Origin of the sequence: Clostridioides sp. ES-S-0049-02, from assembly GCF_020658465.1 — a bacterium.
Lineage (GTDB): Bacteria > Bacillota > Clostridia > Peptostreptococcales > Peptostreptococcaceae > Clostridioides.
In genome coordinates this window covers 133,645-156,872 of sequence record NZ_JACVWG010000004.1, presented here as the reverse complement: position 1 = coordinate 156,872, position 23,228 = coordinate 133,645, and the positions used below count along the sequence as shown (strand labels likewise).

Below are 23,228 nucleotides of genomic sequence, written 5' to 3'. Positions count from 1 at the left end.
CTGCGTTATTTTACTATATGTAATCTAATATAGATACATTAAATAACTTTCCTCCTGTTTGTAGTGAAGCTTGATAAGTTAATTCTGCTGCCTTTAATTGAACAAGTTTTTCTCCATAATCTATTTCTTCATTTTGTGACAGAATATCCTTTAACTGTATCAAACTATCATTATTTTTTTCCTTCATAGCCTCTACTGTATTTGCTTTTGTACCATATATAGACCTAACATTCACTGTATTTTCTATTAGTTGTTCCATGTCACCTAAACAAGTTGTTGTCAGCTCTTTTATAGCATCCGCATCTGGATTTGCTAATTTTTTTGATATATTATTTAACTCTTTAAAGGGGTCAGCCTGTGTTGGGTCAAATCCAAGACTACTCAATTTAACGTTATAATCTACACTTATCCCTTGAGCTATATCCATACTCAAAGAGTCATTTAATTTATTAAGATTTAGACTAGAATTAAACTTTAAACTCACTGAACCGTCAGCATTATCTATACATTCAACAGGTGGTACACCTGTATTTGAGCCTGAAAATATGTACTTTCCTTCATGTGTTGCATTTAAAGCATTTGCAATTTCTTTCATTTTTTCATTAGTTTCATTACTAAGAGTCTTTAGTTCATCATCTGAATATGCACCATCACCACTTGCCACCAAAGTTTTCTTTATATCTGATAATAGTTTTCCAAGCTGATCTAATGCGGTATCAGTAGTTTCTAACCAATCTCCTGTATCTTTACAATTCTCAACATAAGTCTCCATAGTTTTTATTTCACTTTTTGAGTTCAATATTTTTATTGCTTTATATGGATTATCGGATAGTTTGTTTATTTCTTTTGTTGTATTAACTTGTCTATTAACCTTATCTAATCTTTGTAGATTATCTTGTAGCGAGTTTAGATAACTGCTAGACATCATACCTGTACTAACTCTCATTATAAATTCCCCCTTCTATTAAATTATTCCATTTATTACAACATCCAATAGTTGCACAGCCGTGGACATAACTTTTGCACTGGCTTGATATGAACGTTGTACTTTTATAAGCTCTGTCATTTCTTCATCTAAGGATACTCCTGAAACACTCATTCGAGAGCTATCAATATTATTTATAATTTTACGTTGATTCACTTCATCTTGATTTACTTTTTTAGAATCTAAACCTACTGATTCTGCAAAAGCTTTATAGTGGTCACTTATTGTACTTACTTTTCCACCAACTACCCCAATATCTATTTTTTCATCCTTTAATTTAGCAATCTTTGAAGCCTCATCAGCAGTAAGCTTTAATTCATTTGGATTACTCTTTATAGCTGGATTTACCTTTATGATATCTTCACCAGCTACATTTGAAGTTACAAAAAAATCTCTTACTGTTATTCCAGCAGATGTATTATAAACATCATTTATCTGTTTAGCTAATCCATCAGATACATCTTTTAAATCGCTTTTATATGTATCAATCTTACCATGCATTTCAAACAGCCCTTGTAAAGTTCCTGATACACCTGTTTTCCAAGTTCCATCTGGATTTTTTAATTCATTAAGTTCTAATTTACCATCTGCAAGCATATTTTTAACATCACCATTTTCAAGGTCTAATTTAAAACTTAAGTCATCTAATATTCTATCTCTTTCATCAAGTAAATCATTTGGAGTAGAACCTGAGCCAGATATAACATCAATAGATTTATTCAAATCTTCAAGACTTTTTAACATATCATTTATCTGTTTTATTTCAGAGTTTATATTATCATCTATATCTCCTTTTAACTTATCAAGCTTCTTATAACTTTCACTTATTAAAGTTGCTAAATTTGATGCATTTTCTACCACGAGACTTTTTTTACTGTCACTATTTATATCTTTTGCTAATGATTCCCATCCTTTAAAAAAGTCATCTATACCTGCAGATATTCCATAATCCGATGGTTCATTTATTATAGTTTCTATAGTATTATAATAGTCATACTTTGAAACTGTCTTACCATATTTATGGGCTTCTGCTCTAAATTGATAATCATAAAAACTATTTCTAGCTCTTGTTACATCTGTTACATGTACACCTGTACCTAATTGACCTCTCCCAATTGCATTGTTCAAGCTAGGCATATACATAGGGCTATTTGTGGCAAATTCTGTTCTTTGCCTAGAATAACCTTCCGTATCTAGATTACTTATATTATGAGAAATCGTCTGTATTGCTTTTTGATGTGCATTCATTCCTGAATTGGCTGTATTTAAAATGGAAAATAATCCTGCCATATTTTTCCTCCTAATATCTATTTTCTAATATTTCCATAAGAATTATAAGTTGTAGTTTGTTTGTCCATTGGTTTTATAAAATTAATCATCTTTTTTGTAAAGATAAGTTCTTTCTTTATTAGAGAATCATTTGACTCTTGTTGATTTTTAGCCAAAGCAATAATGTTCTTTAAATCTGTATATATTTCTTTTAGATATTCATCATTACTATTTTCAACAACTTCACTCATTGAAATATCTTCATTAAAAAGTTGTCTTCTCTTTATCTCTATAGATGCAAGTTCCCTACTAATATCTTCTAATTTAGGATTTAACCTATTTAAATTTTCTATATCTTTTGCAACTATATAGTCAAATTGCTCTTTTAATAATTCCATCATATTACTAAGTATCTTTTTTTCTTCATATATTATAACTTTTAAGTCTGTAATCATGACTTTATCCTCGCATATCCTCTATCATTTTTTTCGCAATTTCTTCTGGTTTTATTTTGTAAGTTCCATTTTCCAATGCATTTTTTATTTCATCGATTTTTTTATTTCTAATAGTCTCATCACTCATATTTGATACACTTGCCATTTCCTTTGCAAATTTAGATAGCTCTATCTTGTCTGTTTTACTAGTTTTTTGAACTTCTTCCACTTTTTTTACACCTGATGTATTCTTTAAATAATTATTTATTACAATATTTGAACTTACATTTTTAATATCCATATTTTCACCTCCAAAATTACATACTTATAATTTAGTTATCGCTCAAAAAATAAAAACATTTATATGATTCAAACATATTTTAAATTTTTTATAAAAATATCCCCTTAGCTAAACTCATACAGAACAGCTTAAAGGGATACTATTTAAAATGCTAATTTATATCTGAATCTTCTATTTTAGATAATCTTACAGATAATTTCTCATTTGTAATAATGCTTTCTCCATAAGCAAACAATCTATCATTTGCATATATATCTAATTTTTCATCCACATTCTTATTTAGTTTTATTATAGAACCTTCTTTTAATTCTAATATATTTTTTATTGTTTCTGTTGTATTTCCTATAGAAACAGCTACATTTACTTTTGCATTAAAAACATTTTGATTTTCTTCTATAACGCCAGTCTTTTCTTCTATTAGTTGCCCAAAATTCAATTCATATATATCCTCTTTTTTGCTATTCATAAAACTTTTCTCCTTGTATAACCTTATCTATACATATCTATCAACAAGCCTTGTATCATATCAACAGTAGAAACAATATCTATGTTTTCTTTTTCTTCACTAAGTAATTTACTAGTCATATCCTCAAGTTTATCATCAACAATCTTTACATTCTTATAGTATTGATGCTCCCAAAAACTGCTATTTTTATCAAGTGAATACATATTATCTACAACAGATTTTAGGTATTCTTTTACTGCATTTTTGTATATACTAATATCACCATAGTTTTGAGTAAGTACAAGCCTTTCCCCCGCCTTTTTTACACTTTCCAGATTTCGTTTTATATCTTCCATTGAAGAAGATTGTTTTACAGAGTTTAAGTTATCAGAAAATTTATTATTCTCTTTTAGTTTTTTAACCTCTATATTTCTACTTGGACTTATGTTTAGCTTATCTATATTTATACCCATAATAAAGCCTACCCTCTATAATATTTCATAACCTTAGGAATATAATTTTGTGTTTCTTTTGGCATTTTATACAGGTCAGAAATTGATTCTACCCCTCTGCTTTTCATCCTTCCAGGACCACCATTATATGCCATCAATCCCATTTCTATGCTCCCTCCAAACATATCAATGTATTCCTTAATGTGTCTAGTTCCAGCATCTATATTCTGTTCTATATTAAAAGGGTCTGTAACACCCAAATCTTTGCAATTTTCCGGCATAAGTTGCATAAGACCCTTCGCACCAGCAGAAGATACAGTATTTGGATTAAAATCTGATTCAACTTTAATTATTGCTTTTATAAGGTTCGCATCCACATTATATTTTTTTGATGCTTGCTCTACAGCACTTTCAATTCTTGACTTTAAATTTTTATCTTTTGTATCAACATCTATAAACCTACTAGATGTATTATTTACTGCATTATCAAGCTCGTTAAATAAATTTTCAGAATTAGACAATAAATTATATCCATTAGAAGTCTGTTGATTATTTTGTGACAATGCTTTTAACAATGTCATCATAACCATGTCAAATCCAGATGAATTATTATATGTACAGTTACACTGATTTGTAGTGTTGCTACCAGATAATTGAGTTAATGCCAATATATTAATTAATGAACTTATCTCATTCAATATAAAACTCCCCTTTCTAAATTTTATAAACTTCAAAATTAAACTGATAGAACAGATTTCCACCAATATTCATGCTCTATATACCATTTAACTGTTTCTTTTATACCTGAATCAAAATCATATTTTGCCTTCCAACCTAACTCATTCTCTATTTTAGATGGGTCGATAGCATATCTTAAGTCATGACCAGGTCTATCATTTACATAGGATATTAAATCCTCAGATTTACCTAAAATATTTAATATAGTTTTTACTACTTCTATATTACTTCTTTCATTATGACCACCTATATTATAAACCTCACCAATTTTTCCTTTATGTATTATTAAATCTACAGCAGTACAATGGTCGTATACATGTAACCAGTCTCTTATATTTTCTCCATTTCCATACACTGGCAATTGTTTGTCTTCAAAAGCATTTAAAATCATAAGCGGTATCAATTTTTCAGGAAAATGATATGGCCCATAATTATTTGAACATCTAGATATAGTTGTTGGAAGTCCATATGTCCTATAGTAAGAGTTAACCAATAAATCTGCTGCTGTTTTAGACGCTGAATAAGGGGAACTTGGATTAATAGCTGATTTCTCTGTAAAGAATAAATCCCTTCTATCAATTGGTAAATCACCATAGACTTCATCTGTAGAAACCTGATGATATCTTTTTATCCCATATTTTCTACATGCATCTAAAAGTACTTGTGTTCCTATAATATTTGTTTGTATAAATAATTGTGGATTTTCAACTGACCTATCTACATGAGATTCTGCCGCAAAGTTAACAACTATATCAAACTTTTCCTCTTCAAATAATTTATAGACATGCTCTCTATCTGAAATATCTCCTCTAACAAATTTATAATTGGGCTTATCTTGTACTTCTTTTAATGTTTCCAAATTACCAGCATAAGTCAATAAATCTAGATTAACAATAGAATAATTTAGATACTTATTAAGCATATAATGTACAAAATTACTTCCAATAAATCCTGCTCCTCCAGTTATCAGTATTTTTTTCATATTTTTCTCCTAAATATTAATTCTAATAAATTTTATTAACGTTCTATACAGATATCTTTAAAACTTTTTTGTTTTTTGTCCTTTACTGATAAGAATATTTCTTCAATTCCTTCTAAAGGCCAATCAATCGATACTTGCTTATCATTCCACATAAAACCACTCTCAAATTCTGGATAATAATAATTTGTACACTTATAACTAAATACAGCTTTTTCTGATAAAACTAAAAATCCATGTGCAAATCCTTCTGGAATATAAAATTGCTTTTTATTTTTATCAGACAGTATTACTCCTTCCCACTCTCCAAATGTTTGTGAATCTTTCCTTAAGTCAACTGCAACATCGAAAACTTCTCCCTCTGTAACTCTAACTAATTTTCCTTGAGGATATCTATTTTGAAAATGCATTCCCCTTAATACGCCTTTCCTTGAGCTAGATTCATTATCTTGAACAAAACACATATCAAGTCCAAACTCCATAAAATCTTTTTTATTATAACTCTCAAAAAAATATCCTCTATTATCATAAAACACATTTGGTTCGACTATATATAGCCCTTCTATTTTTGTCTTTATAAAATTGAATTTTACCATTACAATAAACTCCTTTATTGAAATAAAATTTATGATAAATTTTATTTCATATTACATATCTTCATTGGCTAGTTTTAATAGATACTGGCCATACTCAGTTTTTATCAGTGGTCTAGCTAGTTCAATTAACTTCTCTCTACTTATATATCCCTTTGTATATGCAATCTCTTCTAAACATGCTATATACAATCCCTGTCTTGTCTGAACTACTTCAACATAATTAGAAGCATCTAATAGCCCCTTATGTGTACCAGTATCCAACCAAGCCATACCTCTTCCTAAAAGTTCTACTTTTAGTTTTCCTCGTTTTAGATATTCATTATTTATTGAAGTTATTTCTAGTTCCCCTCTATCTGATGGTTCAACAATCTTTGCTATTTCTACAACATCATTGTCATAAAAGTATAACCCTGGTATAGCATAATTAGATTTAGGTATTTTAGGTTTTTCTTCTATTGATAAAACATTAAACTCTTCATCAAATTCCACAACACCAAAAGCATTTGGATTACTAACATGATATCCGAATATGGTTGCTCCAGTTCTTTTAACTGCATTCTCTAATCTTTCGCTAAATCCATACCCATAAAATATGTTATCACCTAATACAAGAGAAACACTATCACTTCCTATAAATTCTTCTCCTATTATAAATGCTTCTGCAATCCCATTTGGTTTTTCCTGAATTGCATATGCTATTTTAAGTCCCAATGAACTTCCATCTCCAAATAGTTCCTCAAAAGCTATTATATCTCTTGGTGTAGATATTATAAGTATTTCTTGTATCCCTGCCAACATAAGAACTGACATTGGATAATATATCATTGGCTTATCATATATTGGAAGTGTTTGTTTTGATATACATTTTGTTATAGGATATAGTCTTGTTCCAGACCCTCCTGCTAAAATAATTCCTTTCATATTTATTCCATCCTTAAATTTACTTTGTCATATAATGATTATCGGATAAATAAAAGAAATATTTATATTTTACGTAATATCTTATTTTATTTTTTATAAATAGAATATTTACCTTCTAATGATATCATATTCTTTTAAATACTCTTCTATAGACTCTTCCCATTTTCTAAATGAATTTAATCCAATTAATTTCAGCATAAAATTATCAAGTACAGAATATTGTGGTCTTTGAGTTTTACTCTTAAAATCTTTACTTTTAATTGGATTTACTTTTATATCTATATTTTTTAACTCAAATATCTTTTTAGCAAAATCATACCAACTACACTCACCTTCACATGTGGCATGATAAACTCCATAATTCTCTGTTTCCATAATATTTATTATAACCTTTGCTAAGTCTACTGTACTTGTTGGACTCCCAAACTGGTCATCAACGACATTAACTTCTTTATTTTGTTTAGAAAATTTTATCATAGTCTTTACAAAATTATTTCCATCACCATATAGCCATGCTGTTCTCAATATAAAGTACTTATGTGAGAATTGTTCCACAAATTTTTCTCCCATAAGTTTACTTTTTCCATAAATAGAATTAGGTTCAGTTTTATTATCTTCTTTATATGGATATTTAGAAATACCATTAAATACATAATCAGTTGATATGTGGACAAGTTTAGCATTCACTTTTTTTGATGCTATTGCTAAATTCCTAGCTCCTAAAGAATTTATTTTATATGAAGTTTCTATATTGTCTTCACATGCATCGACCTTTGTATATGCTGCACAGTTTATAATTACATCAGGTTTATTATATGTTATAAAGCTATCTACATTAGCTTGATTAGATATATCTAAATCATCTCTTGTTGTAGGTAATATATCATATTTTACTTGTTTTATACTTTGATTAATTGATTCTAATTGATTGACCAATTCTCTCCCTAATTGACCATTAGATCCTGTTATTAATATTTTCATTGATTGTTTTTACCCTCCAATAAATATTCAATTCCTCTTAATAATTAATTATAACATAGCTTATATTTTGACTTAGGTAGAATATATATTATTTTTATATAAATAAAAAAAGAGATGTAACATTAAATGATTATCATCACATTATTACATCCCTTTAAATCTAAATATATAAAATATATTGTAATTACCAATTAATTACCAGAATCCTATCTAAAATACTTAACTCCAGATTCAAATATCTTTTGATCTTTCTCACCTATGATATTCTTAAATACTTCCTCACCAATTCTCTCAGAATGTCCCATTTTACCAAACACTCTACCATCAGCACTAGTTATACCTTCAACAGCATAGAATGAACCATTTGGATTAAATTCAATATCATAAGTAGCTTCATTATTAAAATTAACATATTGAGTTGCTACTTGTCCATTAGCAATTAATTCTCTCATAACATCTTCACTAGCAACAAATTTACCTTCTCCATGAGAAATAGCTATATTGTGAATATCTTCAACATTAGTTTGAGCTAGCCAAGGAGATTTATTAGATGAAATTCTAGTTCTAGCAATCTTAGCTTGATGACGTCCAATATTATTGTAAGTAAGTGTTGGTGCACTTTCACTTGGAACTCTTATTTCTCCATATGGAACTAAACCTAACTTAATTAATACTTGGAATCCATTACAGATACCTAACATCAAACCATCTTTTTGAGTTAAAAACTCATTTATAGCTTCTTGAACTCTAGGGTTTCTAAATACAGTAGCTATAAATTTACCAGAACCATCTGGCTCATCACCAGCACTAAATCCTCCTGGTAACATTATTATTTGAGAAGATTTTATTTCATTCACTATTGTATCTATAGAATCTTCTATGTCTTTATAAGTTAAATTCTTAAATACTCTTATATTTGCATTAGCCCCTGCTCTTTCAAATGCTCTTGCAGAGTCATATTCACAGTTTGTTCCAGGGAATGCTGGTATAAATACTCTTGGAGTAGCTATACTTAATGATGATTTTTTAGCCTCTCCTTGTGATATATAGCTTATAGTCTCTATTTTTGACTTTACTTCTTCTGTTTTAGTTGGGAATATAGGCTCTAAAGTACTACAATGTGCTTTATATAATTCATCTAATGAAAGTTCTTCACCTTTAATGAATATACTAGCATCTTTAACTGTACTTCCAAGCACTATGTAATTATATCCATCTAACATGCTTAAATCATCATTTGCTAATTCAAGTACTATATCTCCATAACTAGCTTCAAATAATTTATCATCTGTATATACTTTTTCAGCTTCTTCATTAAACTTAAATCCTATTTTGTTACCAAAAGCCATTTTACTTATTGCTTCACCTACACCTGCAAATCCCAATGCATATGTTGATAAAACTTTATTTTCATGTATAAGTTCTCTTACTTTATCTAAGTTTTTCTTTAGTTCTTCAAAGTCTATAACATTATTTTCTGCTTTATTTACACATAACATTACTACTTTTGAATCTGCTTTTTTAAATTCTGGAGATACTACTTTTCTAGCATCTACTGTATCAACAGCAAATGAAACTAATGTTGGTGGAACTTCAATATCTTTAAATGTACCAGACATACTGTCTTTTCCACCTATAGCAGGTATTTCAAACTTACTTTGTGCATAAAATGCTCCTAAAAGTGCTGAGAATGGTTTGCCCCATTTTTCTGGATTGTTACCAAGTTTTTCAAAGTACTCTTGGAATGTAAGTCTTGTTGTACTGTAATTTCCTCCAATAGCAACTAATTTACATACAGATTCTACTACTGCATATAAAGCTCCATGGAATGGACTCCATTTCCCTACTTTTGGATTATATCCATAAGTCATTATTGTAGAAGTATTAGTTTCTCCACCAAGAACTGGTATCTTAGCAACCATACCTTGAGTTGGAGTAGCTTGATACTTTCCACCAAATGGCATAAGTACTGTATTTCCACCAATTGTATTATCAAACATCTCTACTAATCCTTTTTGAGAACAAACATTAAGGTCAGATAATACTTTTGTAAATTTGTCTTTCATACTTGCACACTTAACATCTTTTACTATTTCATTAGAGCTAAAGAATGTGTTTTCTTCATCTACTTTAGTAACATGGACATCAGTAGTTTGTTTCACTCCATTTGTATCTAAAAACTCTCTATTTATATCTACAATTGCTTTTCCATTCCAGAACATTCTTAAATATCCTGTGTCAGTTACTGTAGCTACATGTGTAGCTTCTAAGTTTTCTTCTACTGCTAATTGTATAAATTTATCTTTATTTTCTTTTTTTATAGCTACTGCCATACGCTCTTGTGATTCTGAAATTGAAAGTTCAGTTCCATCAAGCCCATCGTATTTTTTAGGCACTAAATCTAAGTTTATATCTAAACTATCAGCAATCTCACCTATAGCAACACAAACTCCTCCTGCTCCAAAGTCATTACATCTTTTTATCATTTGAGCAACTTCTTTATTTCTAAAGAATCTTTGTATTTTTCTTTCGTTAGGAGCATCACCTTTTTGGACTTCTGCACTACAAGTTAATATTGATTCTTCACTATGTTCTTTAGATGAACCAGTTGCACCTCCACAGCCATCTCTTCCTGTTTTTCCGCCAAGAAGAACTATTACATCTCCTGCTTCAGGTCTTTCTCTTACTACATTTTCTTTTGGTGCTGCTGCTATAACTGCACCTATTTCCATTCTTTTTGCAACAAAGTTTTCGTCATATACTTCTGCAACTTGTCCAGTTGTAAGACCTATTTGGTTCCCATATGAACTATATCCATGAGCTGCTTCTGTAGTTATTTTTCTTTGCATAAGCTTTCCAGGTAAAGTGTCCTCTAAAGTTGTTCTTGGGTCAGCACTTCCTGTAACACGCATTGCTTGATAAACATAACTTCTTCCTGATAATGGGTCTCTTATAGCTCCACCTAAACAAGTAGCTGCTCCACCAAACGGCTCTATTTCAGTTGGATGGTTATGAGTTTCATTTTTAAACATTACTAAATATTTTTCCATCTTTCCATCAACTTCAACATCCACATTTATACTACATGCATTTATTTCTTCACTTTCATCTAGGTCATTTAACTTACCATTTTTCTTTAATTCTTTTACTGCAACTGTAGCTATATCCATTAAGCATATATCTTTATGTCTATTAACATATACATTGTCTCTTGAGTTAAGATACATTTGATACGCTTCTTTTACTATATCATTAAATTTACCATCTTCTATTTTCACATTTTCTATTTCAGTCATAAAAGTAGTGTGTCTACAATGATCAGACCAATAAGTATCTAGAACTTTTATTTCTGTTATAGTTGGGTTTCTCTTTTCTGTATCTTTGAAATATTTTTGAACATGTTGTAAGTCTCCTAAAGTCATTGCTAATCCTTTGTCACTTACAAATGATTTTAATCCGTCTTCATTTAAATCTATAAATCCATCTAATATTTCAACTGCTGTTGGTATCTCAGTTTCCATTTTTAATGTTTCTGGTTTTTCTAAAGATGCTTCTCTACTATCCACTGGATTTATGCAGTAATCCTTTATTTTGCTAAATTCTTCATCAGTTATTTTACCTGATAATATATAAACCTTTGCTGTATTAATAGCAGGTCTTATACCTTGATTTACTATTTGGACACATTGAGCTGCCCAGTCACCCCTTTGGTCATATTGACCAGGTAGGAACTCTATTGCAAATACTCTTTCTCCATTTAATTCTGGTATTTCCTCATAGTATACTACATCTAGATTTGGCTCAGAAAAGATTGTCTTTGCTGCATTTTCATAAACATCTTCTGATATTCCTTCTACATCATATCTATTTAATATTCTTAAATCTTCTATACTACTTATGTGCAAGCTTTCCACTAAATCCTTTTTTAAAGCTTTAGCCTCAAGGTCAAAACCTTCTCTTTTTTCAACTAGTACTCTTCTAACCATTGAGTCTTTATTTCCAGTATTCAACATACCTTATCCTCCATTTTAGAAAAATTATCTACCTATGTCTGTTCTATAGTGCATTCCTTCAAAGTTTATTTTTTTTATATTTTCATAAACTTTTTCTGCTGCATCTTTAACTGTAGCTGATTTTGTAGTTATACCAATTACTCTTCCCCCATTAGTAACTAAATTGCCGTCAAGCATCTTAGTACCACTGTGGAATACTACTATATCATCATCTAAATTTTCAAGACCAGTTATAACTTTTCCTTTTTCATAACTGTCTGGATACCCACCTGATGTAAGCATAACACATACAGCTTCATCATCACTATAATTTATTTCTATGTCTTTTAACTTATTATCAAGTATAGCTTCCATTATTTCATGTAAATCTGTTTCTAATCTAAATAAAACAGATTGTGTTTCAGGGTCTCCAAATCTTACATTATATTCAAGTACTTTCTCTCCATCATCAGTTATCATAAGACCAACAAATAAAATACCTTTAAAGTTAAGTCCATCTTTTTTGAATCCTTCTAATGTTTTTTCTAGTACTGTTTCTTTTACTTTATTTGCTAATTCTTCTGTATAGATTTCACTAGGTGAAAAAGTTCCCATTCCACCTGTATTCGGTCCTTGTTCATAATTGTTTACCTTTTTATGGTCTTTTGCACTTGCCATAGGAACTATTGTATTATTGTCTACAAATGCCAAGATAGAAGTTTCTATACCTTTTAAAAATTCTTCAATTACTATTTTATCTCCAGCAGTTCCAAATTTCTTATCTGACATCATTTCTTTTAAAGTTGCTATAGCATCTTCTCTATTTTCAGGTATTACAACACCTTTTCCAGCAGCTAATCCGTCCGCTTTTATTACTACTGGATACCCAAAGCTATCTATTTCTGATATAGCTTCTTCTAAGTTTGTATATTCTTTATATTTTGCAGTAGGTATGTTATGCTTTATCATAAAATCTTTTGAAAAAGCTTTACTTCCTTCAAGTTGAGCACATTTTTTATTAGGTCCAAATACTCTTAAACCTTCTTTTTCAAATTCATCTACTATTCCCATAACTAGTGGTACTTCTGGACCTACTATTGTTAGACCTATTTTGTTATTCTTGGCAAATTTTAAAAGCCCTTCTACATCAGTATCACCTATATTTACACATTCTGCTACATTTGCGATTCCTGCATTACCTGGCGCACAATAAACTTTTTCTACATTTTTTTCATTGCTTAATTTCCAGCATATAGCATGTTCTCTTCCGCCACCGCCTACAACCAATATCTTCATAATATCCTCCTTAGTGTTTGAAGTGTCTTATTCCTGTAAATACCATAACCATATCATACTTATCACAAGCTTCTATTGAATCTTTATCTTTTATAGAACCACCTGGCTGAACTACTGCTGATATTCCATATTCATGAGCTAATGTTACACAATCATCAAATGGGAAAAATGCATCTGATGCTAAAACAGCTCCTGTAAAATCTTTATCTTTATTATTTTCAAGAGCATTTTTTAATGCCCAAATTCTTGATGTTTGTCCACAACCTAGAGCTAGAGTTTGACCATTTTTTACTATTGCAATTGCATTTGACTTCATATTTTTTACCACTCTCATACCAAATTCCATGTCTTTAAGTTGCTCATCTGTTGGTTTTGCTTTTGTTACATTTTCACTTTTTTCTGCTAATGTATTGTTTCTATCTTGTATCAATAATTTTCCATCTAAGTATTTCATTTCATATGGTTGTAAACTATTTTCTATCTTAGCTAATTTTAAGATTCTTAGATTTTTCTTTTGTTTAAGTATCTCTAATGCTTCTGGTTCAAAATCGTATGCTACTACTATTTCTAAGAATATTTCATTTAATTTCTCTGCTGTAGCTTTGTCTACAGTAGAAGTTATTCCTACTATTCCACCAAAGATTGATACTTTATCTGCTTCATAACATTTTGTATATGCTTCAAAAGCATCTTTTCCTAATCCTACACCACATGAATTAGCATGTTTTATAGCTACTGAAACTACTTCTTCACTGTCTTTAAATTCTCTCATAACTTCTAAGCAACCATGTAAATCATTTAAGTTGTTGAAAGAAAGTTCTTTACCACCTAGTTGTTCATAATTTAAGATTGGATTTTTTGCATTTGATTGTGAATATAAGAAACCATTTTGATGTGGATTTTCTCCATATCTTAAAGTTTGTTCTTTTTGGAAAGTTAAATTTAATATGTCAGGATATGTATCTCCTACTTCTCCAGCAAAATAGCTAGATATTAAAGCATCATATCTTCCTGTAGTTGAGAAAGCTTTATATGATAATTTTTTTCTATCTTCTAATGTCATTGTCTCTGTTTTTAATTTTTCTATTATAGAATCATAATCTTTTATATCTACTACTACTATTACATCTTTATAGTTTTTAGCAGCAGAACGTATCATAGATGGTCCACCGATATCTATATTTTCTATCATTTCATCGTGGCTTTTTCCAGCTTTTAAAGTTCCTTCAAAATCATATAGATTTACAGCTACTAAATCTATTGAATGTATTTTATGTTCATTCACAGTTTCTACATGAGATTCTTTGTCTCTTTTATAAAGTATTCCACCATGTATATATGGATTTAATGTTTTTACTCTTCCATCCAATATTTCTGGGAAGTTTGTAACATCTTCAACTTGCATTACATTAACTCCATTTTCTTTTAATGTCTTAAAAGTATTTCCTGTAGATATAATTTCATAGTCTAACTTATTTAATTCTTTAGCAAATTCAACTACACCTGTTTTGTCAGTTACACTTATTAAAGCTCTCTTACTCATTTATAAACACTCTCCTACCTTGAAGTTTTAATTTATTTTCACAAAAAAGACTTAAACTCTCTTCCAAAATCCTATGTTCAACTTCTAACACTCTTTTTGCAAGTGTTTTTGCATCATCATCTTGATTTACCTTAACTACATCTTGCATTATTATTGGTCCAGTATCAGCACCTTCATCCACAAAATGAACTGTAGCACCAGTTACTTTAGCCCCATAATCTATTACTCCCTGATGGACTCTTTCTCCATAGAATCCAGCCCCACAAAATGAAGGAATTAATGATGGATGTATGTTTATCATTTTGTTTCTAAACTCATTAACCAGCTTTGGGCTGATTATTTTTAAATAACCAGCCAAAACTACTAAATCTATTTTATTTTCTTTAAGAATTTCTATTATCTTGTCTTCATTAGTTTCACAAATTGCCTTTATGTTATGATTTTTAGCTCTCTCTAAACCATAAGCATCTTGCTTACTTGAGATAACTACTTTAACCTGACCTTTTATTTTTCCAGACTCAGTACCATCTATAACTGCTTGTAAATTTGTTCCTCCACCAGATATCAAAACTCCTATATTTAGCATAATTCTACACCTTCATGACTATCTACTACTTCACCAATTATATATGCTTTATCTTCTAATAATTCACTATACTTTTTATCTACATAAGCAGCATTGTCATTTTCTCTATTATTTATAAAGTTTACAACATCGTTGGCATTTTCTTTATCTACTATTAAAACTAGTCCAATACCCATATTAAAACTCTTATGAAGTTCTCTCTCATCTACAGCATTAAAACCTTCTATCATTTTGAATATAGGAGGTTTCTCCCAAGATTTCTTATTGATATCTAATCCTAATCCTTTAGGTATAACTCTTGTTATATTTTCTATAAGCCCTCCACCAGTTATGTGAGCTATAGCTTTTATATCATGTTTAGCTAATACATCTAAAGCTAACTTAACATATATTTTAGTTGGTGTTAAAAGTGCTTCCCCAACTGTCATTCCTAGTTCTTCTACATATTGTTCCATCTTATAATCATAAGTTTCTAAGAATATCTTTCTTATAAAAGAAAATCCATTACTGTGTACTCCACTTGAAGATATACCAACTAATACATCTCCTGATTTAACATCATTTCCAGAAACAATCTTTTCTTTGTCAGCTATACCTACAGAGAATCCTGCTAAATCATAATCATCATCTCCATACATTCCAGGCATTTCAGCAGTTTCTCCACCAATTAGTGCACAACCAGACATCTTACAGCCATCTGCTATTCCACCAACTACTTTTTCTATATGCTCAGGAACTAATTTTCCAAGAGCTATATAATCAAGGAAGAATAATGGCTTAGCACCTTGACATATTAAATCATTTACACACATTGCAACTAAATCTATTCCAACAGTATCATGCTTGTCCATCATTTGAGCTATTTTTAACTTAGTCCCAACACCATCTGTAGATGCAAGCAAAACTGGCTCTTTCATTCCCACAAAATCTTTTAAACTGTATAATCCACTAAAGTTTCCTAAATCTCCAACTACATTTCCATCATAAGTTCCTTTAATTTTACCTTTTATAAGGTCTACTGCTCTATTTCCTTCATCTATATCTACACCTGATTCTTTATATGTTAACATGAAAGTAGTTCCTCCTTATCAATTTTTTTAACTGGGTATTCTCCATCAAAACAAGCTTTACAGAAAGTAGACTTATGTTCTGCTGCATCTAACATTCCTTCTATATCTAGGAATTTTAAACTATCACATCCAATATATTCTCTCATTTCTTCTACGTTGTTACTTGATGCAATTAACTTAGAGCGATTTGGAGTATCTATTCCATAATAACAAGAGTAAGCTACTGGAGGAGATGTTATTCTAAGATGAATTTCTTTTGCTCCTGCTTCTCTTAAAGATTTTACTAACTGTTTAGATGTAGTTCCTCTTACTATTGAATCATCTACTAAAATTATAGATTTTCCTTTTATTACTGTTGAAAGAGGATTTAATTTTATTTTTACAGCTATTTCTCTTTCCTCTTGTGTAGGTTTTATAAATGTTCTTCCTACATATCTATTTTTAACTAGACCTTCACTTATTTTTAATCCACTAGCATTTGCATAACCAATAGCTCCTGGCCAACCTGAATCAGGAACTGGAACTACTACATCTGCTTTTACATTTTCATCTTGAGCTAATCTTTCCCCACATTTAATTCTGAACTCATATGCATTTACATTATCTATAGTTGCATCATTTCTTGCAAAGTATATGTGTTCAAATATACAACTTTTCTTAACTGGTTTATAATTTTCTGAATAAAAATATGATTTTAATTCACCATCTTTAACTACTATTATTTCTCCTGGCTCTACATCTCTTATAACTTCTCCGCCAAGTATGTCTATTGCACAATTTTCTGATGCAAATATATATTCATCGCCCTTTTTACCAAGTACAAGAGGTCTGAATCCATGTGGATCTCTAACTGCAACCAATTCATCTTGACTCATTATTACAAGGGCATATGCACCTTTGATATAGTCCATTGTTACTTTTAAACTTTCTACTATATCACCTTTGTAATATCTTGCAAGTATATATAAAATTACTTCTGTATCTGAATTAGTTTGGAACATATATCCATCTTCTTCTAGCATATCTTTTAAATAATTTGCATTTACTAGATTTCCATTATGAGCTATAGCTAATTGTCTTTTTCTGCAACTTCCAACTAAAGGCTGACAGTTAGAAACATGACTTCCTCCAGCTGTTGAATATCTAACATGTCCAATACCTATATTTCCTTTTAACTTAGATAATTCACTTTCCTTAAAAACATCTCCAACTAATCCCATATCTTTTTTGTACTTAATTTCTCCATCATCTAAAAGAGCTAAACCACAGCTTTCCTGCCCTCTGTGTTGCATAGAATATAAAGAATAATATAGTTCTTTAGTTACATCTTTATTAGAGTAAATCCCTAAAACTCCACACATACATTTGCCTCCTATTTATTATTCATTCTCGAAAGTACTTCCATATAACCTTCTACAAGGTCTCCAAGATCTCTTCTAAATCTGTCTTTGTCTAATTTTTCATTTGTGTTTACATCCCAAAGTCTACAAGTGTCTGGTGATACTTCATCTGCCAATATTATGTTTCCTTCTGAATCTTTACCAAATTCTATTTTAAAGTCAACTAACTTTAGGTTTAATTTTAAGAAGAATGTTTTTAGCAATTCATTTATTTTTAGAGTTTCTTCTCTTAAGAATTTCAATTCTTCTCTAGTTGCTAATTTCATTGCCACTGCATAATCGTCATTTAGCATTGGGTCACCATAATCATCGTTTTTATAGCTTATTTCAAAGATTGGCTCATCGAAAACTACACCTTCTTCAAGACCAACTCTTTTGCAGATAGAACCAGCAGCAATATTTCTTACTATCACTTCTAATGGTAAAATTTCTACTTTCTTAACTAGCATTTCTCTGTCTGATAAACTTTTTATAAAGTGTGTATTTATATTATTTTCTTTTAACATTTCAAAGATTATTGTTGATATTTTATTATTTAGTATACCTTTTGAAGATATTTCTGCTTTTTTTTCTCCATTAAATGCTGTTGCATCATCTTTATAATAAACAACATATTCGTTTTCATTATCTGTAGAATATACTTGTTTTGCTTTTCCTTCATATAATAACATTTCTGTTACCCCCTTAAGTTCTTGTCGTCTTCTAGCACCTTTTGTGCCATTTCTTCTCTATATGATTTCAAATCTTCTTTTAATTTTGGGTATTTTAGAGTCATTATTTGTAATGCCAATAAAGCTGCATTTAAACCTAAATCTATTGTAACTGTTGCAACTGGTATTCCTTTTGGCATTTGAACTATTGATAAAAGTGAGTCTAATCCATCCATAGTTGATGATTTAATAGGCAATCCTATTACTGGAATTAGAGTTTGTGAAGCTATTACACCTGGTAGATGTGCTGCTTTTCCTGCTGCTGCTATTATTACATCTGTATCATCTTCTATTTCTTTTAGGAATGTTGAAAGTTGTTCTGGTGTTCTATGAGCAGATAATGCTCTTGCTACAACTTCTATTCCATATTTTTCAAGCAGTTTTATCCCTTCTTCTAATTTTGGATAATCTGATTTTGAACCCATAACTACTGCTACTTTCATTAGACTTCCCCTCTCCGTTTATAAGTTATTTTACATTTTAAATCATTCGTATCATTATACGAATGATACACCTTAAATTTTATATTAATATACATATATTATCAACTCTTTTTTGAAATTTTTTAAAAAAAATATTACTTGTATTTTTTTTATTCGCCCCATATCGAACTTTATTCGCTTTTTTTGATACCTAATAAAATTACTTTTCATTTATTTATTATTTTTTGATAAATAAATATATTTTATATAATTTTAAAGTAAACTTGCATAGTATTTTTTAAATTATAAGATTTATAATTCAGTAAGATACTCATTTCTATACATACTTGTATCAGAGTCTATACTAAAAAAGGAAGTTAATTATCATAAATCATCTTCCTTTTCATTAGTGTATAATTTTATAGTTGTTAATTTAAAAATATAAAGTGCCGTTTTTAATTCTGTATTTTATCAATAAATTCATATCTTGCCAATAGTTAATCATCCTTAAATAATCTTTTATATAACAATTTCATTTCTTGATAATCTAAAATTACAAAATCAGGCTCATAAATCAAATCTTCTAAACTATTCCCCCTATGATTCATCCAGATACTCTTCCATCCAGCTTTTTTAGCACCTACTACATCATTTTTATAAGAGTCACCTATATAATATGTATTTGCCCTATCTAAACCCATAAATTTCTCAGCTAATCTAAAAATATTAATGTCTGGCTTAGAAAAGCCAACTTCACTAGAAATAAAAATATTCTCTTCATCAACCCACTTTTCAATATTTAATTGCTTTAATTTCATTCTTTGATGAGAAGATGGTCCATTAGTTATAATTCCAATATTAATATTTTTTTCTTTAGCAAAATTCAAAACTTGCTCCATCTCTGGTATTAGAGTTATTTGTGATTGTTGATATATATACTCATCTTGAAAATTTTGAGCATCTTTTTCTGTAATGGGGTTTCCTAACTCTTCAAAAGCTTTCATTATTCTATACACATGCATTTTTTCAATTGGCATCTCTCCACTCTCAGTCAAATGAAATACCTCATCACTATACTTTCTGCTACTGATATATAAATCTTTAACAGAAATATTCTTTATTGAAGAAAATACTTTATCATATGCGATATAAAAAGGTGTTAACTGATTGTATAAAGTATCATCTACATCAAAAATTAAATTAATCAAAATATTAGTCCTCCAAAATTTAATAGTGGTAAATATAATTATAACTATAAATACCTAGTATAACAATACCTACCACTATAAGTCCTATTATTTATTTAAAATTCTAGTAGTTACACCTTTTAGATTATAACATTCTGCATAATCACGTAAAGGACGCTTAATATGGTCTACAACAAATCTTTGACCATTGATGTTATTTTTTCTTAAATTACTATAAAGCATTTCTATCTCTCTTTTAACATCATCATTATTGAATGTATAGTGACCTGCAATATCTAATATTTCATTAGATAAAACTTCATCCTTAAAGATTTCTTCAGTAGTTATATTTTTCTGTTCTCCTATCACCCATTTTCTCCAACGTCCACATTCAATAGCATCTACAAGAAGAACATGTCTAATATTTGAAGTCTTTTCAATTAATCCTTCTTCCTTTAGTTTTCTTTCAACTTCTGCTAGCTTTAAGTATGCTCTAGTCTCTTCAGTACCATATTGAGGAGCAACATTTGTCGCAATAATTTGAGATGGTATATGTTCTAATAAAGTCACATCATCCAAATAATCTCCATTATGTTCCTTTAACCCAACTCCATACTTTTTAGCCATTTGAGCTAAATCATAAGCATTCTTAAAGTTAAAAGTGCCTACCTGTTCTGTTTTTCTAGTTAGAGTACCTGTCTGACCAACTATAAATGTCGGCATTGGCAAATCTCTCTTTTCAAGTTCAACTTTTAATCTAGTTATAAATGTTTCATATGTCTCAGTTGAAGTTAAGCCTCCATTTGTTTCCTCTGTCCCAACTTCATATCCTATCTCTGGCAAATTAAGTCTTTTTCTTTCTTTTTCGCAATATTCAATTAATTCTACAGTTCGTTCTAACACTATATCCAATGGAATCACTTTTCCCATTTCAAATGGGTCTTTTGTAGGGTCAATCATTAATAAATCAAAACCTGCCTCAATATCAGCTAAATAAGATTTTTTTCCTAATTCCATAGCTTTGTCAACAGGTAAATGGTCATTTCTCTCTTTATCTCTTTGCCATGGTCCTCCATGGTCTCTGCATAAGTAATATAAACCATCAAATCCCACTTCATCAGCTATTTTCTTAATATCTCTTGTAAATGTTTCTTGATTCCAACCATTTACATAACCTCCTCCTAGCTCATCTGCATCTACTTGATTTCTACTTGCAATAAACATTAAAGGAAAATCATCATCCTTTGCTAATTCAAAACTCGCTTGTAACAAATTAGGTGACATAGGACCAATCCCTAAAAGTGTTGCACTTTTCCCCTCTTTTTGTAAGTCTAGTAATCGTTGTACGACAGTTTTTATTGGTAATTTTTTCATTACTATATCTCCTTTTATTCTATTTTTTAAGATGTTTTCAAAGATGCTTTTAATAAAATCTTCAATAAAAACATCTTTATGTTATATGTAAAATAAATCAAACTTTATTGAAAAGTATCTTTTATTTTCTTAATTAATGCATCAGATTTTTTAATAATATCAGACACACTCATTCTTACTACTTTCTTGCCTTTAAAACGCTCCATATTTCTAATCTCAACATCATTAGTTAATATTACACAAGTTGCTTCTTCAATTTCTTTAATTGACAACTCATTATCTATTCCAGAGCTTCCTTGAGTTTCAACCTTTATTTCTATACCAAATTTTTTTGCTGATAATTCAAGTGATTCAGCTGACATATAAGTATGGGCCACTCCACTAGGACAAGATGTTACTGCTACAATTTTCATATCTTTATCTCCTTTAAATTTATAGTTCTATATAATTTTCTTACAATTTTATATAAATTAATTTATTATTTTATATATCTATAATTCTTCAAATATTAGTTCAATAGAATCATCTATATCTTCTTCAATTTCTTCATCTTCTTTTACATCTTTCTTTACTAATTTCATCAATATTGCGACAACAACTGCTCCAGTTAGTACAGATGCTATATAACCCAACCTGTTATCAACAACTGGAAGTACTATCAATCCTCCCCAAGGAGCATGATTTAAACATCCCAGTAAAAAAGCCATAATATTTCCAATAATTGAACCAGCCATAATACAAGGAATTACTCTAACAGGGTCCGCTGTTGCAAATGGAATAGCTCCTTCCGTAATTCCAACACATCCCATTAGAAGTGATGCTTTTCCTGAATCTCTTTCTTCTTTACTAAATTTTTTTGGGAATAATAATGTTGCTAACCCTAATCCAATTGGAGGTATACAAATCGCAACTCCAACTCCTCCCATTAAGTATGGAAGTGTATCAACTTGTGTTTGAGCAAAAGTCGCAGCAACTTTATTTATAGGACCACCCATATCAGAAGCTATCATTCCTCCCAAAATACCCCCTAAAGGAATCTTTGAAACACCAGACATTCCATTTAACCAGTTCGTCATCCATGCCATAAAAGAAGCTATAGGTTCTCCAATTAAAAATACAATTATACCACCTGTAATCAATGTACCAAGCAAAGGATAAATAAATATGGAACCTAGAGTTCTCATTGTAGGAGCTAATTTTATTTTCTTCAGTTGTAATACAACAAATCCTGCTATGAACCCTGCTATAATACCACCTATAAAACCAGCATTTACTTCTTTTGCTAAGTATGCACCTATCATACCTGGTGCTAGCCCTGGCTTATCTGCCATACTAAATGCTATATATCCGCCTAATATTGGAATGAATAAAGCTAGACCTGCAGCACCAATTTGATTTAGTTTAGCTAACCATCCAGTTTCAGGAACAGCAGCTTGTCCACTTAATGTTACTGATAAAGCAAATAATATTCCCCCAGCAACTACAAATGGAATCATATATGATGTTGCTGTCATAAGATGTTTTTGTAAAAACTTTAAAATCCTCAT

Annotated in this window: 23 protein-coding genes; all 23 read right to left on the bottom strand. The window is 29.9% G+C overall.

Annotated features, from left to right (window positions below):
* Positions 1-13: 13 nt before the first annotated feature.
* Positions 14-946 (bottom strand): flagellar hook-associated protein FlgL, encoded by a 933-nt coding sequence (gene flgL / locus IC213_RS11980; RefSeq protein WP_227434650.1) that lies wholly within the window; start codon positions 944-946, stop codon positions 14-16.
* Between the two features lie 18 nt (positions 947-964).
* A complete protein-coding gene (gene flgK / locus IC213_RS11975) occupies positions 965-2,275 on the bottom strand; it encodes a flagellar hook-associated protein FlgK (protein ID WP_227434649.1) in 1,311 nt (436 codons plus the stop codon).
* A gap of 17 nt (positions 2,276-2,292) precedes the next feature.
* Positions 2,293-2,709, bottom strand: coding sequence for a flagellar protein FlgN (locus IC213_RS11970; RefSeq protein ID WP_227434648.1), 417 nt, complete (start codon positions 2,707-2,709; stop codon positions 2,293-2,295).
* Positions 2,710-2,713: 4 nt separating this feature from the next.
* Complete coding sequence (flgM, locus tag IC213_RS11965) at positions 2,714-2,989, bottom strand: flagellar biosynthesis anti-sigma factor FlgM (RefSeq protein WP_227434647.1); 276 nt, start codon at positions 2,987-2,989, stop codon at positions 2,714-2,716.
* A 151-nt stretch (positions 2,990-3,140) separates the two neighbouring features.
* Complete coding sequence (locus IC213_RS11960; RefSeq protein WP_227434646.1) at positions 3,141-3,455, bottom strand: FliM/FliN family flagellar motor switch protein; 315 nt, start codon at positions 3,453-3,455, stop codon at positions 3,141-3,143.
* Positions 3,456-3,478: 23 nt separating this feature from the next.
* Entirely contained in the window at positions 3,479-3,907 is a 429-nt protein-coding gene (locus IC213_RS11955) for a YaaR family protein (RefSeq protein ID WP_227434645.1), read from the bottom strand.
* Positions 3,908-3,915: 8 nt separating this feature from the next.
* Positions 3,916-4,584 (bottom strand): lytic transglycosylase domain-containing protein, encoded by a 669-nt coding sequence (locus tag IC213_RS11950; protein WP_227434644.1) that lies wholly within the window; start codon positions 4,582-4,584, stop codon positions 3,916-3,918.
* Positions 4,585-4,622: 38 nt separating this feature from the next.
* On the bottom strand, positions 4,623-5,606 hold the full coding sequence (gene rfbB, locus IC213_RS11945; RefSeq protein WP_227824845.1) for a dTDP-glucose 4,6-dehydratase: 984 nt from the start codon (positions 5,604-5,606) through the stop codon (positions 4,623-4,625).
* A 35-nt stretch (positions 5,607-5,641) separates the two neighbouring features.
* A complete protein-coding gene (gene rfbC / locus IC213_RS11940) occupies positions 5,642-6,199 on the bottom strand; it encodes a dTDP-4-dehydrorhamnose 3,5-epimerase (protein ID WP_227434642.1) in 558 nt (185 codons plus the stop codon).
* A gap of 51 nt (positions 6,200-6,250) precedes the next feature.
* The gene (rfbA, locus tag IC213_RS11935; RefSeq protein WP_227434641.1) at positions 6,251-7,120 is read right to left on the bottom strand and encodes a glucose-1-phosphate thymidylyltransferase RfbA; all 870 of its coding nucleotides are present in this window, start codon (positions 7,118-7,120) and stop codon (positions 6,251-6,253) included.
* A 108-nt stretch (positions 7,121-7,228) separates the two neighbouring features.
* Complete coding sequence (gene rfbD / locus IC213_RS11930; RefSeq protein WP_227434640.1) at positions 7,229-8,101, bottom strand: dTDP-4-dehydrorhamnose reductase; 873 nt, start codon at positions 8,099-8,101, stop codon at positions 7,229-7,231.
* 206 nt (positions 8,102-8,307) lie between these two features.
* Positions 8,308-12,114: a phosphoribosylformylglycinamidine synthase gene (locus IC213_RS11925; RefSeq protein WP_227863104.1), complete on the bottom strand. Its 3,807-nt coding sequence runs from the start codon at positions 12,112-12,114 to the stop codon at positions 8,308-8,310.
* Between the two features lie 24 nt (positions 12,115-12,138).
* Positions 12,139-13,389, bottom strand: coding sequence for a phosphoribosylamine--glycine ligase (gene purD / locus IC213_RS11920; protein ID WP_227831429.1), 1,251 nt, complete (start codon positions 13,387-13,389; stop codon positions 12,139-12,141).
* Positions 13,390-13,399: 10 nt separating this feature from the next.
* Positions 13,400-14,932, bottom strand: coding sequence for a bifunctional phosphoribosylaminoimidazolecarboxamide formyltransferase/IMP cyclohydrolase (gene purH / locus IC213_RS11915; RefSeq protein WP_227863103.1), 1,533 nt, complete (start codon positions 14,930-14,932; stop codon positions 13,400-13,402).
* A complete protein-coding gene (gene purN, locus IC213_RS11910; protein WP_227434636.1) occupies positions 14,925-15,518 on the bottom strand; it encodes a phosphoribosylglycinamide formyltransferase in 594 nt (197 codons plus the stop codon). Before purN ends, purH begins: the two co-directional genes overlap by 8 nt.
* Entirely contained in the window at positions 15,512-16,588 is a 1,077-nt protein-coding gene (gene purM / locus IC213_RS11905) for a phosphoribosylformylglycinamidine cyclo-ligase (protein WP_227434635.1), read from the bottom strand. The genes purN and purM overlap by 7 nt, the downstream gene beginning before the upstream one ends.
* Positions 16,582-17,949 carry an amidophosphoribosyltransferase gene (gene purF, locus IC213_RS11900; RefSeq protein WP_227434634.1) on the bottom strand — a complete coding sequence of 456 codons (1,368 nt, stop codon included), beginning with the start codon at positions 17,947-17,949 and terminating at the stop codon, positions 16,582-16,584. The genes purM and purF overlap by 7 nt, the downstream gene beginning before the upstream one ends.
* Positions 17,950-17,960: 11 nt before the next feature.
* Positions 17,961-18,659 (bottom strand): phosphoribosylaminoimidazolesuccinocarboxamide synthase, encoded by a 699-nt coding sequence (gene purC, locus IC213_RS11895; RefSeq protein WP_227483465.1) that lies wholly within the window; start codon positions 18,657-18,659, stop codon positions 17,961-17,963.
* 5 nt (positions 18,660-18,664) lie between these two features.
* Positions 18,665-19,141 carry a 5-(carboxyamino)imidazole ribonucleotide mutase gene (purE, locus tag IC213_RS11890; RefSeq protein WP_003420964.1) on the bottom strand — a complete coding sequence of 159 codons (477 nt, stop codon included), beginning with the start codon at positions 19,139-19,141 and terminating at the stop codon, positions 18,665-18,667.
* 476 nt (positions 19,142-19,617) lie between these two features.
* Positions 19,618-20,328: an HAD family hydrolase gene (locus IC213_RS11885; RefSeq protein ID WP_227434632.1), complete on the bottom strand. Its 711-nt coding sequence runs from the start codon at positions 20,326-20,328 to the stop codon at positions 19,618-19,620.
* 87 nt (positions 20,329-20,415) lie between these two features.
* Positions 20,416-21,681, bottom strand: coding sequence for a class II D-tagatose-bisphosphate aldolase non-catalytic subunit (locus IC213_RS11880; protein WP_227863102.1), 1,266 nt, complete (start codon positions 21,679-21,681; stop codon positions 20,416-20,418).
* A 104-nt stretch (positions 21,682-21,785) separates the two neighbouring features.
* The gene (locus tag IC213_RS11875) at positions 21,786-22,094 is read right to left on the bottom strand and encodes a PTS fructose-like transporter subunit IIB (RefSeq protein WP_227434630.1); all 309 of its coding nucleotides are present in this window, start codon (positions 22,092-22,094) and stop codon (positions 21,786-21,788) included.
* Positions 22,095-22,172: 78 nt separating this feature from the next.
* The gene (locus IC213_RS11870; RefSeq protein ID WP_227434629.1) at positions 22,173-23,228 is read right to left on the bottom strand and encodes a PTS fructose transporter subunit EIIC; all 1,056 of its coding nucleotides are present in this window, start codon (positions 23,226-23,228) and stop codon (positions 22,173-22,175) included.